This window comes from Capnocytophaga sp. (genome assembly GCF_030532915.1).
Taxonomy (GTDB): domain Bacteria; phylum Bacteroidota; class Bacteroidia; order Flavobacteriales; family Flavobacteriaceae; genus Capnocytophaga.
This window is the reverse complement of sequence record NZ_JAUNKD010000001.1, coordinates 108,875-122,765: the sequence shown is the minus strand read 5'-3', so window position 1 is coordinate 122,765 and position 13,891 is coordinate 108,875. Positions and strand designations below refer to the sequence as shown.

Annotated in this window: 12 protein-coding genes; 7 read left to right on the top strand and 5 right to left on the bottom strand. The window is 37.7% G+C overall.

The window, feature by feature from the left end:
- Nucleotides 1-8: 8 nt before the first annotated feature.
- Together Q4D72_RS00540 and Q4D72_RS00535 are read left to right on the top strand one after the other, a co-directional pair.
- Nucleotides 9-161, top strand: coding sequence for a hypothetical protein (locus tag Q4D72_RS00540; protein WP_303075453.1), 153 nt, complete (start codon nucleotides 9-11; stop codon nucleotides 159-161).
- 31 nt (nucleotides 162-192) lie between these two features.
- The gene (locus Q4D72_RS00535) at nucleotides 193-708 is read left to right on the top strand and encodes a mechanosensitive ion channel family protein (RefSeq protein WP_303075480.1); all 516 of its coding nucleotides are present in this window, start codon (nucleotides 193-195) and stop codon (nucleotides 706-708) included.
- Between the two features lie 439 nt (nucleotides 709-1,147).
- Here Q4D72_RS00535 and Q4D72_RS00530 read toward each other — a convergent pair whose 3' ends face one another.
- Both Q4D72_RS00530 and Q4D72_RS00525 read right to left on the bottom strand, forming a co-directional pair.
- Nucleotides 1,148-3,703 carry a glycoside hydrolase family 2 protein gene (locus Q4D72_RS00530; RefSeq protein WP_303075452.1) on the bottom strand — a complete coding sequence of 852 codons (2,556 nt, stop codon included), beginning with the start codon at nucleotides 3,701-3,703 and terminating at the stop codon, nucleotides 1,148-1,150.
- Nucleotides 3,704-3,724: 21 nt separating this feature from the next.
- Complete coding sequence (locus Q4D72_RS00525) at nucleotides 3,725-4,168, bottom strand: CYTH domain-containing protein (RefSeq protein ID WP_303075451.1); 444 nt, start codon at nucleotides 4,166-4,168, stop codon at nucleotides 3,725-3,727.
- A gap of 192 nt (nucleotides 4,169-4,360) precedes the next feature.
- On the opposite strand from Q4D72_RS00525, the gene Q4D72_RS00520 reads away from it, so the two are divergent.
- From Q4D72_RS00520 to Q4D72_RS00500, 5 genes are all read left to right on the top strand, one after another.
- Nucleotides 4,361-4,564, top strand: coding sequence for a hypothetical protein (locus tag Q4D72_RS00520; protein WP_303075450.1), 204 nt, complete (start codon nucleotides 4,361-4,363; stop codon nucleotides 4,562-4,564).
- Nucleotides 4,565-4,574: 10 nt separating this feature from the next.
- Nucleotides 4,575-5,597: a hypothetical protein gene (locus tag Q4D72_RS00515; RefSeq protein ID WP_303075449.1), complete on the top strand. Its 1,023-nt coding sequence runs from the start codon at nucleotides 4,575-4,577 to the stop codon at nucleotides 5,595-5,597.
- Between the two features lie 59 nt (nucleotides 5,598-5,656).
- A complete protein-coding gene (locus Q4D72_RS00510) occupies nucleotides 5,657-6,268 on the top strand; it encodes a CPBP family glutamic-type intramembrane protease (protein ID WP_303075448.1) in 612 nt (203 codons plus the stop codon).
- Nucleotides 6,269-6,954: 686 nt separating this feature from the next.
- Nucleotides 6,955-7,623 carry an HmuY family protein gene (locus tag Q4D72_RS00505; RefSeq protein ID WP_303075447.1) on the top strand — a complete coding sequence of 223 codons (669 nt, stop codon included), beginning with the start codon at nucleotides 6,955-6,957 and terminating at the stop codon, nucleotides 7,621-7,623.
- A gap of 114 nt (nucleotides 7,624-7,737) precedes the next feature.
- A complete protein-coding gene (locus tag Q4D72_RS00500; RefSeq protein ID WP_303075446.1) occupies nucleotides 7,738-9,912 on the top strand; it encodes a TonB-dependent receptor in 2,175 nt (724 codons plus the stop codon).
- Nucleotides 9,913-10,273: 361 nt separating this feature from the next.
- On the opposite strand, the gene Q4D72_RS00495 is transcribed toward Q4D72_RS00500, so the two are convergent.
- From Q4D72_RS00495 to Q4D72_RS00485, 3 genes are all read right to left on the bottom strand, one after another.
- Nucleotides 10,274-11,413: a beta-ketoacyl synthase N-terminal-like domain-containing protein gene (locus Q4D72_RS00495; RefSeq protein WP_303075479.1), complete on the bottom strand. Its 1,140-nt coding sequence runs from the start codon at nucleotides 11,411-11,413 to the stop codon at nucleotides 10,274-10,276.
- A gap of 172 nt (nucleotides 11,414-11,585) precedes the next feature.
- Nucleotides 11,586-12,743, bottom strand: coding sequence for a DUF1735 and LamG domain-containing protein (locus Q4D72_RS00490; protein ID WP_303075445.1), 1,158 nt, complete (start codon nucleotides 12,741-12,743; stop codon nucleotides 11,586-11,588).
- A gap of 10 nt (nucleotides 12,744-12,753) precedes the next feature.
- A complete protein-coding gene (locus Q4D72_RS00485) occupies nucleotides 12,754-13,890 on the bottom strand; it encodes a glycoside hydrolase family 18 (RefSeq protein WP_303075444.1) in 1,137 nt (378 codons plus the stop codon).
- Nucleotide 13,891: the final 1 nt, after the last annotated feature.

Here is a 13,891-nt window from a genome sequence, read left to right as displayed (position 1 = left end):
TGGGCAAATTGGCTGAAAAATATCCGCAAACGCTTGCAAATAACTATTTTGGGGGAATTATTGAAAATGACCAACTTCGTTTTGATTACAAAATCAGAGACGGCATTTGCCGCAACAGAAACGCTACTTTTCTGATGAAAAAACGCAATGGTATCGATTAAAAATCCGTATTTTTGCGCATATTTTTGTATTATGATGCGGTTCACTTCTTTTTTCGACACTTACGGAAATCAACTTATCGCCACGGCAGTAACCATCGTGGTTTTTGTGGTTATTCGGCTGATAATTAATTCAATCATTGCGAAATTTACGGAAAAATCTAACTTTTCACAAGCGCGTTCCAACTTGGTAAAGCGTTATGTTGATTATTTAATTTGGTTACTGGTGTTAATCATTTTAGTTTCTATTTGGGGAATTAAACGCGAGCAATTATTTTTATTTTTGTCATCAGTATTAACCGTTATCGGTGTTGCGTTTTTTGCACAATGGTCTATTTTAAGTAACATCACGGCAGGGATTATTGTATTTTTCTCATTTCCATTTCGAATTGGTGACCAAATCAAAATAATGGACAAAGATTATCCTATTGAAGCTGAAATTATCGATATAAAATCATTCTATACCTTATTAAAAACTATCGAAGGAGAAGAAATTTTATTGCCAAATAACTTACTCTTACAAAAAGGTATCGTTATTGTAACAAAATAACCTTTTATAACAGCATTTTTTTATTGATTTATCTATTAATGACTTAAATTTAATTGATGATTTAAGTCATTTTTTTTGTGTGTACTACAAGTATTTTTATAAAATAAGATAAATATCTAAAAAGTAAAGTAGTTTTTTTACTATGTGAAATAGTTTAGTTATGATTTATATTATGTTTTGAATGAATTTATATGATTATAGTGTAAACTATATAAGTTCACTTGTGATTTTTGTTTATTAAGGTTAAAATGTTCTTAACTCACAAGTAAATTTATTTAATTTGTATACTAATAGTAATATTTCAGATAATTTTTTAATACTATTGAAGCAAAACTATATAAAATCACTTGTGAGTTTTAGTAATTAGATGATAAATGTGCTTAATTCACAAGTGAATTTATGTAATTATTATGTAAATGATATTAATTCAGCTGATTTTTTAATAGGTTTGTCGTAAATGTTTAACAGAAAAAGGTGTTGGATTGCTGGTTTTAAGTTCGGGTGAAGAGATTTCAATGGTTTTTTCTTCATTAGGGAGTAAATCAAAGAAATTATCACTGAATTTAGCGCCTTGTACCGGTATTTCAACAAAAACATTTTTTGCTAATCGATTGCTTTTGAGTTTTAGTACATACTTTCCGTCAGAATGATGTACTGTTGTTTCTATTTCTGTTTGAGGTAATTGTAATTCTTTTGCCCAGTTGAAAAAGAAATGGTCAGCAGCCAGTGTTTTGCCTTCACGGTCAGATAACGTAACTTTTGCAAAGCGTTTTTGCTTATTTTTATTGCTGATGTACATAAATGTATATAGACTTTTAACTAATTTACTCTCATTTGGATTGATTGTAATTTCTTTTTTACTTTGTTTGCGAATCTTTCCATTAAAATCAATGAGTTCAACTGTTAAAATGGCTTGTTTTTCTTCCAAAACGTCGGAGTAAACATAAAACTCGGTCTTTCTGTTTTTTGGATTTTCGTACATATCCACTGCAATGGGGGCAAATGCTTCGCGAGTTTTGTAGTGTAAGGCTTTCCAGTTGTTGTAATAATCGATGCTTGCCCACGACACCACAGGCCAGCTGTCGTTTAACTGCCAGTAGAGCGTTCCCATACAAAACGGGCGGTTGCGCCGATGAGCCAGCATTCCTTTTTTCATTCCTTCGCCTTGCATTACCAAATTGACGTACACGAAATCGGAAAAATTGCGGGGCGTGTGGTAATATCGCTCCATATATTCTTTGATGGCATCGTTTCCGGTTGAACTTTTTTGGTGGGTTTGCATCACTTCGGAAGCGATATCAAAATCCGTTTCGTGGGCAAAGGTGCGAATGGTTTTCATTTCAGGGAAGGACTGAAATCCGAATTCGCTCATAAAGCGCGAAATGCGTGTGTTGAGAATTTCGAAAGGTTCGCGCCCGTACCAAACGCCCCAATAGTGCGCATCGCCATAGGCAAGCGATGCGGGTCTGCCCCAGTTTGCAACGTCGGGCGAGCCGTGCAGGTAAGGTTTTTGCGGGTCAAATTCGGTTACAATTTCGGGAAGTAACTTACGGAATGTGAGGTCGTAACCTGTTTTGAAACCTTCGTAAACCGATGCGGGTACTTGCTTTTCAAAACCCCAGTATTTGATGCTTTCTTCCACTTCGTTATTACCGCACCAAAGCACCACGCACGGGTGATTGCGCAGTCGTTTTACGTTGTAAATGGCTTCGTTTTTTACGTTTTCTAGAAAATCGGCATCGTGCGGATACGGTGTGCAGGCAAACATAAAATCTTGCCAAACTAAAATTCCGTTTTGATTGGCGAGTTCGTAAAAATAATCGTTTTCGTAAATGCCGCCACCCCAAACGCGAATCATATTCATATTGGCAGCCCGAATGTTTTCAAAAAGTTGGTCGTAATAGGCTTTGTTTTGTCGGGTGGTGAGGATATCGCCGGGAATGTAATTTGCTCCTTTGGCAAAAAGCGGTTTCCCGTTTATTTGAAAATAAAACGATTCGCCGTTTTGGGTTTTCTCACGGATTAATTTTGCATCACGTAGCCCCGTTTTAAATTGTTTCTGACCGATAAGTTCTGAATCGGTTTGTAGCCGAACGACAACGTCGTACAAATGTGGTTTGCCCCAACCGACGGGTTGCCATAATTGCGGATTTTCAATTTCGATGGGAACACACACTTGATTTTCACCCTTTTGCAATGATACATTTTCAGAAACGGAAATGGTTTTCCCGTTGTGTGAATAGTCGATTTTAAGTAGGGCTTGGATAGGTTTTTCGCAAATAAGGGTAACGTGATTTTGCAATGCGGCTTTTTGTTGGGTTACCGAAAGTTGTTCGGCAAAACAATCGGTGATGCGTGCCGTGTTTTGAAAATCAAGCCATACGTTGCGCCAAATGCCCATTTGCACGATGCGTATACCCCAATCCCAACCGAAATGATAGGGAGCTTTACGCGAGTAAACGCTTAATTTTTCGTTGCGATGGTCATTGCCCGCCGGATATTCAAAGCCTGCCGCTGCACGTTTGGGCATCAGGTGAGTGATGGGCGAGCGGAAACGCACCAAAAGCGTGTTTTCGCCTACTTTTAAAAAGGGTTTTACGGCAATGTCATAGGCGAGAAACATATTTTGGGTACGACTGATGGGATTTCCGTTAAGAAAAATTTCGGCGTGTGTGTCTAGCCCTTCAAATTGGAGTGTAATAACGTCATACTGTAAGTCGTTGGGGGTGAGGGTAAAGGTTTTTCGATATTCCCAGTCAAGGTCTTCCACCCATTGGATTTTTTTTTCGTTTGTGCCGAAAAACGGGTCGGGCAGGAGGTTGTGTTTGAGTAAATCGGTTTGTACCGAGCCGGGAATTTCGGCTGTACGCCATTGGTTTTGGTCGGCTTGTGAAAATTCCCAGCCGCTATTCATTGAGATTGTTTTTGTGTTATTTTGTGCGAAAATATTGTTAGTCAGTGTCATAAGGGTCAAAACTAAAATAAAACGTATCATTTTTATGTTTTTTTGATGGGATTATAAATTGCTGTTGTAATAGTCGGGATTTCCGGTAACTTCATTTCCGAGCCAATGCGGTTTGGGGAACGATTGGTTTTCGTGATTGAGTTCTATTTCGGCGATAATCAGTCCGTTGTGTTTTCCTTCAAAAACATCAACTTCCCATAGGAATCCGCCAAATGGCACTTCGTAGCGTATTTTTTCGATTTTTCCGTCTTCACAAAGCGGCAGGAGGGTTTGGGCTTCGGCGGGCGTGATTTCTTTTTCCCACTCAAAACGCGTTGTTCCTGTGTTATTTCCGATGCCTTTAACGGTGAGGAAGGCTTTTTCACCTTTGATGCGTACTCGAATGGTGCGATGCGGGTCGCGATTGAGAAAAGCCTGTACGATGCGCTTTTGCGAAGTGGCTTCGCGTTTGAAATCGGTGTTGGTAACCAAAAATTTACGTTCTATTTCAGTCATACAAAGGTTGTTACAAGTGAGCGTCAAAGATACAAAAAAAAAGAAGTATGTGCAAAAAGAATAATGGGGTGTTTTTTTACAAAAAAATGAAATTTTACTCATTTAATTTTGGAATATAAAACATAAAACTCTATTTTTGCAACGTTAAAACTACACTGTTGATACACTATAAACAATTTAATGTTTCAAATTATGAGCGAAATAGTCCAAGATATCAAAATTGCTTTTAATAAAATATGGGCTGTATTATCGCTTGATGATGCTTTAATTACTCCCGAAGGTAAGGCTTTTTTGTCTAATGAAGAAAAGATGAAGGAATTCTACAAGAAGTTAGATGAAGAAAAGAAAAAAATTGAGTCTGAAAATAAAAAGGAAGTAGAGCAACCAATATCTTGAGTACTTTAAAATGATGCTTCCTGAGTTTGCACTAAATTCAATCTTAGTGATTGTTACAGCATTGTTTCCTGGCCTCGTTTTTAGGCGTTTTTATTATGCAAGCCAGTTCGCAAAACAGTTTACCAAAGGAGAATGGAGTGAACGTATTGTGATTAGTATTTTTTGGGGAATTATAGCTCAATTGGTGACTCTTTTGATATTTAGTTACACCCCTTGGATAGACTCAATTCTTGAAGGAAAAAATGTATCTGAGGTAGATACACAAAAAATATTCACATATCTTTCTAAAAACAGAGAATATATTATTCTATTTTTGGCTTATATCATTTTTTCAGTGATTGTTGCGGGGCTTACGGGTTACTTGGGTTATAAGTTTGTCCGTTCAATAAAACTGGATGTACGTACGTTTATTTGGCGTTATTCAAATGTTTGGCATTATCATTTTTCAGGAGAATTAAAGCCACAAGGAAAACTTTTATTTACTTGGGTTGATTTGGTTCTCAACACACAAGATGATGGAAATAAAAATAAAATGGTGCAAGGAGCATTGGTTGACTACACCATAGATTCCTCTACAGGGGATTTGGAGTATATATTCCTAAAAAAATCACGTAGATACAGTGAGACTTCAAAAGATTTTAAAATCATACCAGGCGATGTTTTTATTGTGCCTTTTAAAAATGTTTTGGATATGAATATTCGTCTGGAATACGAGCTAAAGCAAAGTGTTTTAAAAAACAATTGGTACGCTATTTTCTTTAATATTCTCGTGTTTTCAGGATTAATTTTATACTTTATTCTACCTTGGTGGTTTGCAAAAGAGGAGCTGAGCATTTGGAATATAATTTCTTCTTATTTCCCAGCCTTAATTTGTTATATATCAGCAATGGGTTTGTTTTCTCCTGTTAAACAACCAAGTAATTTGTCAAGAAAAAGTATATTTTATTCTCGTGTCATACTCTTCTTTATGGCATTTATTGCTTTTCTTGTAGCAAAATGGGTTTTAGGATGGGGATTTTGGTTTACAATATAAAGAATTAAGAGTTGTTTAATTATAAATCAAGTAGTTGCGAACAAATCCTCAATTTAGTTGTGACAGGACGTCGTAAAGTAAGTAACAAGTTGATATTCAAAATCTTTGCAATAAACATTTTTGTGGTTATTGTATTTTCTATATTAGAAAAAAGTTTATTGAACATTTGTTTAGAAGCTGGTCAAAACGAGTTGGCTTCTATGGGAATGGTGGAGTTGTTCTTTTTAGCGGTGCTGCTTGCCCCTCCTTTAGAAGAATTTATTTTTCGATTTCCTTTGGTAAGAAGAGGAATTTGGCCAATAGCGTTGTTATTTGGAATTGTTTTTGTCAATATAAGTGTTCCAAATAATGCACTTTTAATGAGTGCTATATTAACAGGAAGTTTATTCATTTTAATAGAGTATTTATTTGAAAAACAGCAGCAAGTAAATATTTTGACAGCAGTCCTTTATGTGTTTATTTTTACATTTATTCATATTGGAAATTACCAAGAAGAAGTTTTTAAGGATAAAACGTTTGTGCATATTTGTTTGCTGTTTTTTCCTCAATTTTGTTTGGGTTCCATACTCACTTGGTTGCGATTAAAAAAAGTCAATTTCTCTAAAATAATTTTGTACCATTCGGCTTACAATTTGATTTTCTTTATTTTAATATTATTGAGTAAATTGTAAGAGATTGAAATACAGCTGAATATAGTAAAAGAATTAACGTTCAATGTAAAAAAATCGTTCAGTGTGAGGTTTTTACATTGCATAATGTTATATTTGCATTGTCGGATTCAAATTTTTTGATGATGAAAAATTAAAACGTAAAAACTTTTTCTATGGGCTATTAGGCTGTTTGTGCGGGGTTTTGGTAACAAAAACGGATATAGGTGGGCTTATTAACCGGTTGAAAAGCATAATAATGTAAAAATGAATAAGATGATGATTGCTAAAAAATGATATGACTACTTGGTAATGGTATTGTCATTTTTATTTTTCTCGTATATTTTTTCAAATTGGCAACAATTTAAAGGGTTGTTAAGCGATTCATTTACTGTTATTTGTGATATTTTCCGTTAAACTAAGAAAGAAAATATGAAAAAGATACAAGTAATTACATTCCGAATTGTAATTTTATTGTTGTCGGTATTTTATCTTCAAATTAGGGAAATCGTTAGGTAAGTTTGTGTATTATATTGCTCATTAGTAGTTTGTTATACAATGTAAGGCATTTTGTTATCAAATGTTGTGAGCGTAAAATGCTACTGACATAATTTAATAAGTAATCTCCATAAACTTTTATAGCGTTATTTTTTTTAATTCTAAATAAAACGTATCTTTGCACCATTAAAATTAGTATAAAAATAAGCGTTATGAAAATGAAAATTGTTTTGTTGCTAGTATGCGTTGCAATGTTGGGAACAACTGCTTGTAAAAAAGAAAATAAAGACAATCAACTTGTTACCAAAGCAAAAGAATATAAAAATCTTTCCGTGCCTACCACCGATTGGGTTTATTTTTCATTCGAGAAAAACCAAATCGTTCCCGTAACTGACCCCGACAAAAGCACCGATTGGGATATCGCTTTCAATCAGTACGACGTAAAAACGCGTGGCGCCCTCAACACCCGACTAACCGCTTTTGACCAAGTAACACAAGCTCCCAAAGATGGGTATGTTTCTGATGTTGAACGATATACGTTCAGCGGCAGAACCGTGTCGCAAAATCAAAGTTCGCCCGTGATTTCAATGGGATATACCGAGTCGTTTTGGCAATTTATTTCCGAAAGAGGGCTTTTGAAAAATATCTCTGAAAATTTGCAGGAGGATGTTAAAAAAACATTGGTTCACAATAACGGTTGGCAAACATTTTCATATGTGAACAATCGCCCGACGTTTGTGCAAAACAACTGGATTTATGTGGTTAAAACCGCAAAAAATAAGTATGCTAAACTGCACATTTACAGCTATACCAATGAAAAAAATGAAGCGTTTTACATTTCGTTTAGGTATCAAATAGCCGATGTGAATCACCAATTTTAGTACGAAAAACCACTAATAGAAGGTTGCCCTTTTCAAAATATTTTATCGGATTTTGAAAAGGGAACTTTTTGGTAAAAACGAGTTTGTTTACAGAAATTTGTCAGAAAACGGTTGATGTTTCGATTTTATATTGCATTGTTTTTTTGGTTTTTATCACTCCCGATGCCGGCACAAGAGTCGCTTTCGGGAAGGGTAGTTGATTGCCAAAATCAAAAAGGAATAGCCAACGTTTTTATTGAAATTCAAGGTTGGCAACACAATACATTTTCCGACCAAAACGGCAACTTCCGGTTTGAAAATCTGCCCGCGGGAACGTATCATCTGTATTTGGTAAAGGACGGCTACAAGGCTTTGTTTTCGTCCGTGAAAATTAAGAAAGGCACAAACACCCCGATTTTGCTTTCTGTCTGTAAAGAGGAAGCCGTCAAAATTGAAGAAATAACCGTCACGGCAACGCGTTCCGACAAAAAATTTAGCGACGTACCCGTGCCTGTACAAGTTATCTCCAAAAACGAAATTGCAAAATCACAAGCGGTTGATTTTGAAAGTTTTTTGGAAAACGATGTATCGGGCATTCATTTTACGTACGAAGGCGGAAGCCCCAATATCAATATGTTAGGGTTTGGCGGTAAATACGTTCTGTTTTTGGTTGATAGCAAGCCAATGGCGGGTGAAACTTTTGATAATGTGGATTATCAGCGTGTCAATCTTGACAATGTTGAGCGCATTGAAATTATCAAAGGAGCATCGTCTTCGCTTTATGGTTCTAATGCCATCGGCGGAGTGATAAACATCATTACCCGAAAGGCGCAAGCCCCGTTGGAAGTGCGTGCCGATTATGTTTATGACACCAACATCGACCAAAAAGCCAATCTTTCCGTGGCAACCAAACAAAAATGGGGAAGCCTCCATTGGGCGTCATTTTACAAAATGCGTGAGCCTTACACCTTGGAAGACAGCCAACCCCGAAAACTTTTCTATACTGATGGTAGTGTCAAGGAACTTCCGCCTGAAAAATTCTACATCGCCGGATTTTCCAACTACGGGGTCAGCCCGAAATTGAGTTTCACGCCCTCGCCAAAATGGGATATTGAAGTGGCACCGAGTTATTATTTCAGTCGGCGCAATGACGGAAGTCCCGATGCTGAAAAGGTGTTAGACCATTATTACAATTATGCTTTTTCGATTCAGTCGAAATATCAATTTACAGAAAATCAGTCGGTAAAGGCAAGTGCGATGTATGATCGCTATGATAAATTCAAATATTTTCGTTTGCTTGACGAAGAAGAAAAAAACTATCAAAATACGTTGCGCCGAGCCGATGTGCAGTACAATCGATTGTTTTTCAACAAACACAGCTTTGTGGCGGGCGGTGAAATTTTGGCAGACGAGTTGCGCACTTCTCGATTTACAACCGACACTTCACAAGAAACAAAAAGCAGCCAAAACTACGCTTTTTTTGCCCAACAAGATTGGGTTTTGACTTCGAAACTTACCTTGGTGACGGGTGTTCGTGCTGATTACCATTCGGTTTTTAAAAACCATTTTACGTATCGCCTTTCGGCAATCTTCAAAGTGGCGGATTTTTCGTTTCGGGGTGGTTATGCCGGCGGATTTCGCGCACCAACCATTAAGGAACTGTACACCAATTGGTATCATCCGTGGGGAGGCGGTTTTCAAATTTCGGGCAATACGGCGTTAAAACCCGAAACCAGTGATAATTTCAATCTGTCCGTAGATTATCAATATAAAAAACTGACCTTCAATGCAACTACGCAATATTCGGTGGTGCATAATAAAATTGACGTTCGCTGGTCAGATGCCAAAGACCAACTTGATTACGTAAATTTTTTAGGAAAAACCCGTGTTGTCAGTTCCGATTTTTCGCTTTCATATCGTTTGTACGAAACGATGCGTTTGCAGGGGACTTATACGTTTTATGACATTGAAAACCGAGCTTCGGAAAGTCGCCCGCACGTGTTTACTTTCAAAGTCGATTACACGCCGCTCGCTCATCAAAAATACGTTCCCGGAGTAACTCTAAGTGGTAAGTATGCTGTTGCCACGACCATACATTCCAATGAGGAAAGCAACACCGTTGAAGACTATTACACACATTATGAGGCGTATTGGCTTTGGCGATTGCAAACATCGGTAAAACTTCCGTATCATCTTACGTTTAGTGCCGGCGTTAATAATTTGTTCAATTATAAAGCCTCGCCGGTAGGGTTTTATGCACCAATCACGCCCGGACGCAGTTTTTACGCCGGACTTAAATTTGACTTTTAAGGATTATAGTTAATTCAAAACAGATTGTTGGACTAATTTTCCTCTGATTTTTTCTGTGAAAGCAAAAAGTTTCTGATAATCCGCCAAATTTTTCGTGCGAGGATAAAATGTTTGTAACAATTGGTTGATTTTTTCGTGTGAGGAGAAAATGTTTGTAACAATTGGTTGATTTTTTTGTGCAAGGATAAAATGTTTGTAACAATTATTTCTCCTTTTGAAGGGCGATTTTGAGGGAATTACTTCCTTCTTATTACTTTCTCGTTTTTGCTCACACCTTTCATAAGAATAACGACAAATTATTTTGGGTTAGTTATATAAACCGTTTTTTCTTTAAAAGAGAATTGTCTTCTAAAATTATCCGTCAGAATGGCTTTTCGATTAAAACACTAGCGGCATTTCCGCCAAAACCTACGGCATTAACTAAAATTTTATGTATTTTTTGAGGTGTTTTGGTGTTATTCAGATACGGAACACCGTAAAATTCATCGTTTTGTAACATTAAGATAGCCATTTCAAGACTGAGAGCGCCGCTGGCACCAAACGTATGCCCCGTTTTCCATTTGTTGTTGGTCAGGGCGGGCATTTTTTCTGAAAATACTTGTTTGATGGCGGTAAGTTCCGCTAAATCTCCTTTGATGGTTCCGGGCGTGTGTGTTACGATAATATCTATTTCGGAAGGGCTTGTTTCTCCAAGTGCCATACGCATTGATTTTTGCAAACATTCGCCATCGGCAGAAAGTGATACGCTGTGCGTGATTTTTTCGGTGGCATATCCCACGCCCGTGATGAATGCCAACGGCTGGCTTTCAGCTTCTTTTTCCATACAGAAAACGCAGGCGCCTTCGCCTAAAACCATTGTATTGTGTGTTTTGGAAGCATCCATTGCCCGACACGGAAAAACATCTGTAAACGGACTGTAAATTTTCAAGGCTTTTGCCTGTGCAAAGGTGAAAGGCGTGAGCGGGGCTTCGCTTCCGCCTACGATGAAGCGTTTTTCCATACCGCTTGCCAGCCACGCAACACCGTTTATCAGGGCGTGCAAGGCTGTGGAACAGGTGATAGAGTGGGAAAAGGAAAATCCGTCCGCTTTTAGATCTTGCCCCACTTGCGAGGCAATATTGCCCAGTGTGGTGGTTGGTGAGGCAAGCGTTTTGCATTTGTTATGTTCCATAAAATAAGCGTGATGCGTTTCGAAGAGGGAAGTTGCTCCACGCGATGAACCGATGTTGATGCCAAACGCCGCCGATTGCCAGTCTGCATATGCCACGGCTTTTCGGGCGGCTAAAATGGCGTAAAGAACCGAAGGATCAAAGACTTGGTATGACGGTTCGTTTTTCAGAAGTGTTTCCACTTCTGTGCGGCTGCTTTCTGCGAGTTTGCCCATTGCCAGTCCGTTTTCGGTGCGGAGCATCGTTTTTTGATGGGTGTATGCCTGCTTGATTTCGGCTTGTGAACTGCCTAATGCCGATACCGAGCCCATTCCTGTAATTGCTATCTTCATTAAAATCTTATAGTTAAGCGGATATATAACCGATTTATTTTCTGCGTTCAAAGTTGAGTTTTTTTTGGCAATGAGCCAAATTTTTGCCTGCTTTTTTTGAATTGCGGAGTGAAAATGAAACAACCCTGACAACTTTGCGTTGTCAGGGTTGTGTTTTTTAAATAAAGTTATTTTACTTAATATCAACTTTTAAATCAATTATTTCGGGTTGAGTTGAAGCGCCCGAACCGCCGGAATATTGCCCTGTGCGCGAGAGAATATCAAGTTTTGTTTTTGTTTGGTCTTTCACGTAATGTTTGCCGTCTTTTTCATAGACGTCGGTTCCGTTTAGTTTCCAGTAACCGAACAGTCCTTCTGAATTAGGGTCTACTCTTAACATATTTTCTTTAAGTTGGTTGGCAGTTCGTGCTACATTCCAGATGCGACATTCACTCATACAACCTGACCAAGTTCGTGTTGAATCATAATCATAGGCATACCCTATAAAAAAATCTCCATTTAGGTTAAAAGCGCTTATATCAACGGTTTTGTCGGCAGCTTTTTCTCCGTTTATGTAAATTTCTCCGGTTTTTGTGTTTCCGTTATACACAAATGCCACGTGATACCATTGTTTGGTGTTGAACAACATAGGCGCATTGAATTGAACACCGCCTGCTATTTGTATTTGGTTGGTTTTGATGGTCGTATCTCCAAATCGAAACATCAGATTGCCTTCAATTCCCATAATTGTTTTTATCCAGTTGAAACTATCGGCATATATAAGGGCTTCATAAGTTACTGATTTGAAGTTTGTATTGGCGGGTATCGGAATAGAAAAGTATTTTCCGTGGAATCGGGTTACTTTGTTGATTACAACAGGTTTAGAAATGCTTATGAACACTGTTTTTGCTTCAATACTTGCAAGGGTTGCCTTTTTTATCTGCACGGGAATCAGAAAAGAATCGCCTTCTTTTATGTTACCCAAATTTTTAATAATTAATTCACAAGGTTGGGCATATATGTCTCCTTTTTTTATGATGGAAGAGCTCTTTTCCAGTTTCATATCTTCGGTGTTCATATGGAGGTATTTTGTTCCGTTTTTGTGGTTGTATTCTTCCACAATAGCCGGGTTACCGATTTGATATTCAACATTCACGTCATTTTCAGTCAAGTTGGAAACACGAGCAATGATGTCATACTTGTATGAATCCATACCTTGTTCAACTTCTATTTTGATTTCTTCGTTTTCAAAGTATATTTTCGGTTCCAATAAATTGTTTTCTTTGTCTTTATTGCAGTTGAATAAAGATAAGGAAATGAGCAATACGATGGTGTAATTGAGATATTTCATTGCATTATTTTTATTTGTTTTTTTTCTTCATATATTCGTCATATGACTTGTGCATCAAATAGATGGCTTTTCGTGTCCATTTATAATCGGGTTGATTGTCATAATCGTTATCAATTCGGTATGCGCCTACGCCTCCCTTGGGTCCTTTTTTAGAGTTAAAAACAGCCTGAGCCAATAGAACCCCGCCTGATTTGGAGCGTGATTCAAAATCTTCGGTAAATATGTGTTTTCGAGTGTCATAGGCTTCACCAAAGGTGTATTCGGCTTCTTGAGTTCTGTATTCAAGGAAACGGTCGCCATAGGCTTGTGATATGAAATAGTCAAAATAAGGACCTGATTCTTTGGCTACATTCCACAGTTCACCATCAACGAGCAGATATCTTCGTTTTCCGGTGTTTACGGTAGCTTTTGGTCCTAAATATTTGCCCAATTCTTCTACTAAAATATGCAAGTATTTTCCTTCATCACCAAATATGTTTTTTAAGTTTCCGTCACCGTCGCCGGCACCTGATGGTTCCCAATCAATATCTAAGCCGTCATAATCATTTTTCACGATAGAATCTACCAGCACACGGGCGTATTTTCGAATGGCTTCGGTGTGGTCATCGGCCCCCTTTATGCCGCTTTTAAAGCCCCAATACATCTCGTGTGCTTTCGTGATTTTCTCATTGATTTCGGCTTCGGATAGGTCGGGGTTTTCTTTTTTGATGTTTTCGGCTATATGGGGCGGATTTATCCCCGTTCCGATGTTATGCAAAATGTAACAAACAAAAACTTTCGTGCCTTTTACTTTTTGTACGTAGTCTTTATCCTGTTTTTTTGCCTGACTCATATTAAAGGGTCCACTCCACATAGAAACCATATCAATGCTGTCGGGCAAAGCTGATAGGTATCCTTTTCTTACGGCTCCTGCCGGTGCCCAGTTGCTGAACCATCCGAAAGAAACGGGTCGCCCATAATTTTCGGCTTGGGCTTTCCATTGGCGTAGGTTTTGGTAAAACTCAGCGCTTTTTTCGGGTTCTGAAATGTTATTATTGCCTCCAATGTGGTCAATTTCTTTTAGTTCGTCCTTAGTCCAATCGCTGCAAGAGGTTAAAGTTAAGCTCATTGCAAAAGTTATTAAAATAATGTTGTTTATATATTTCATA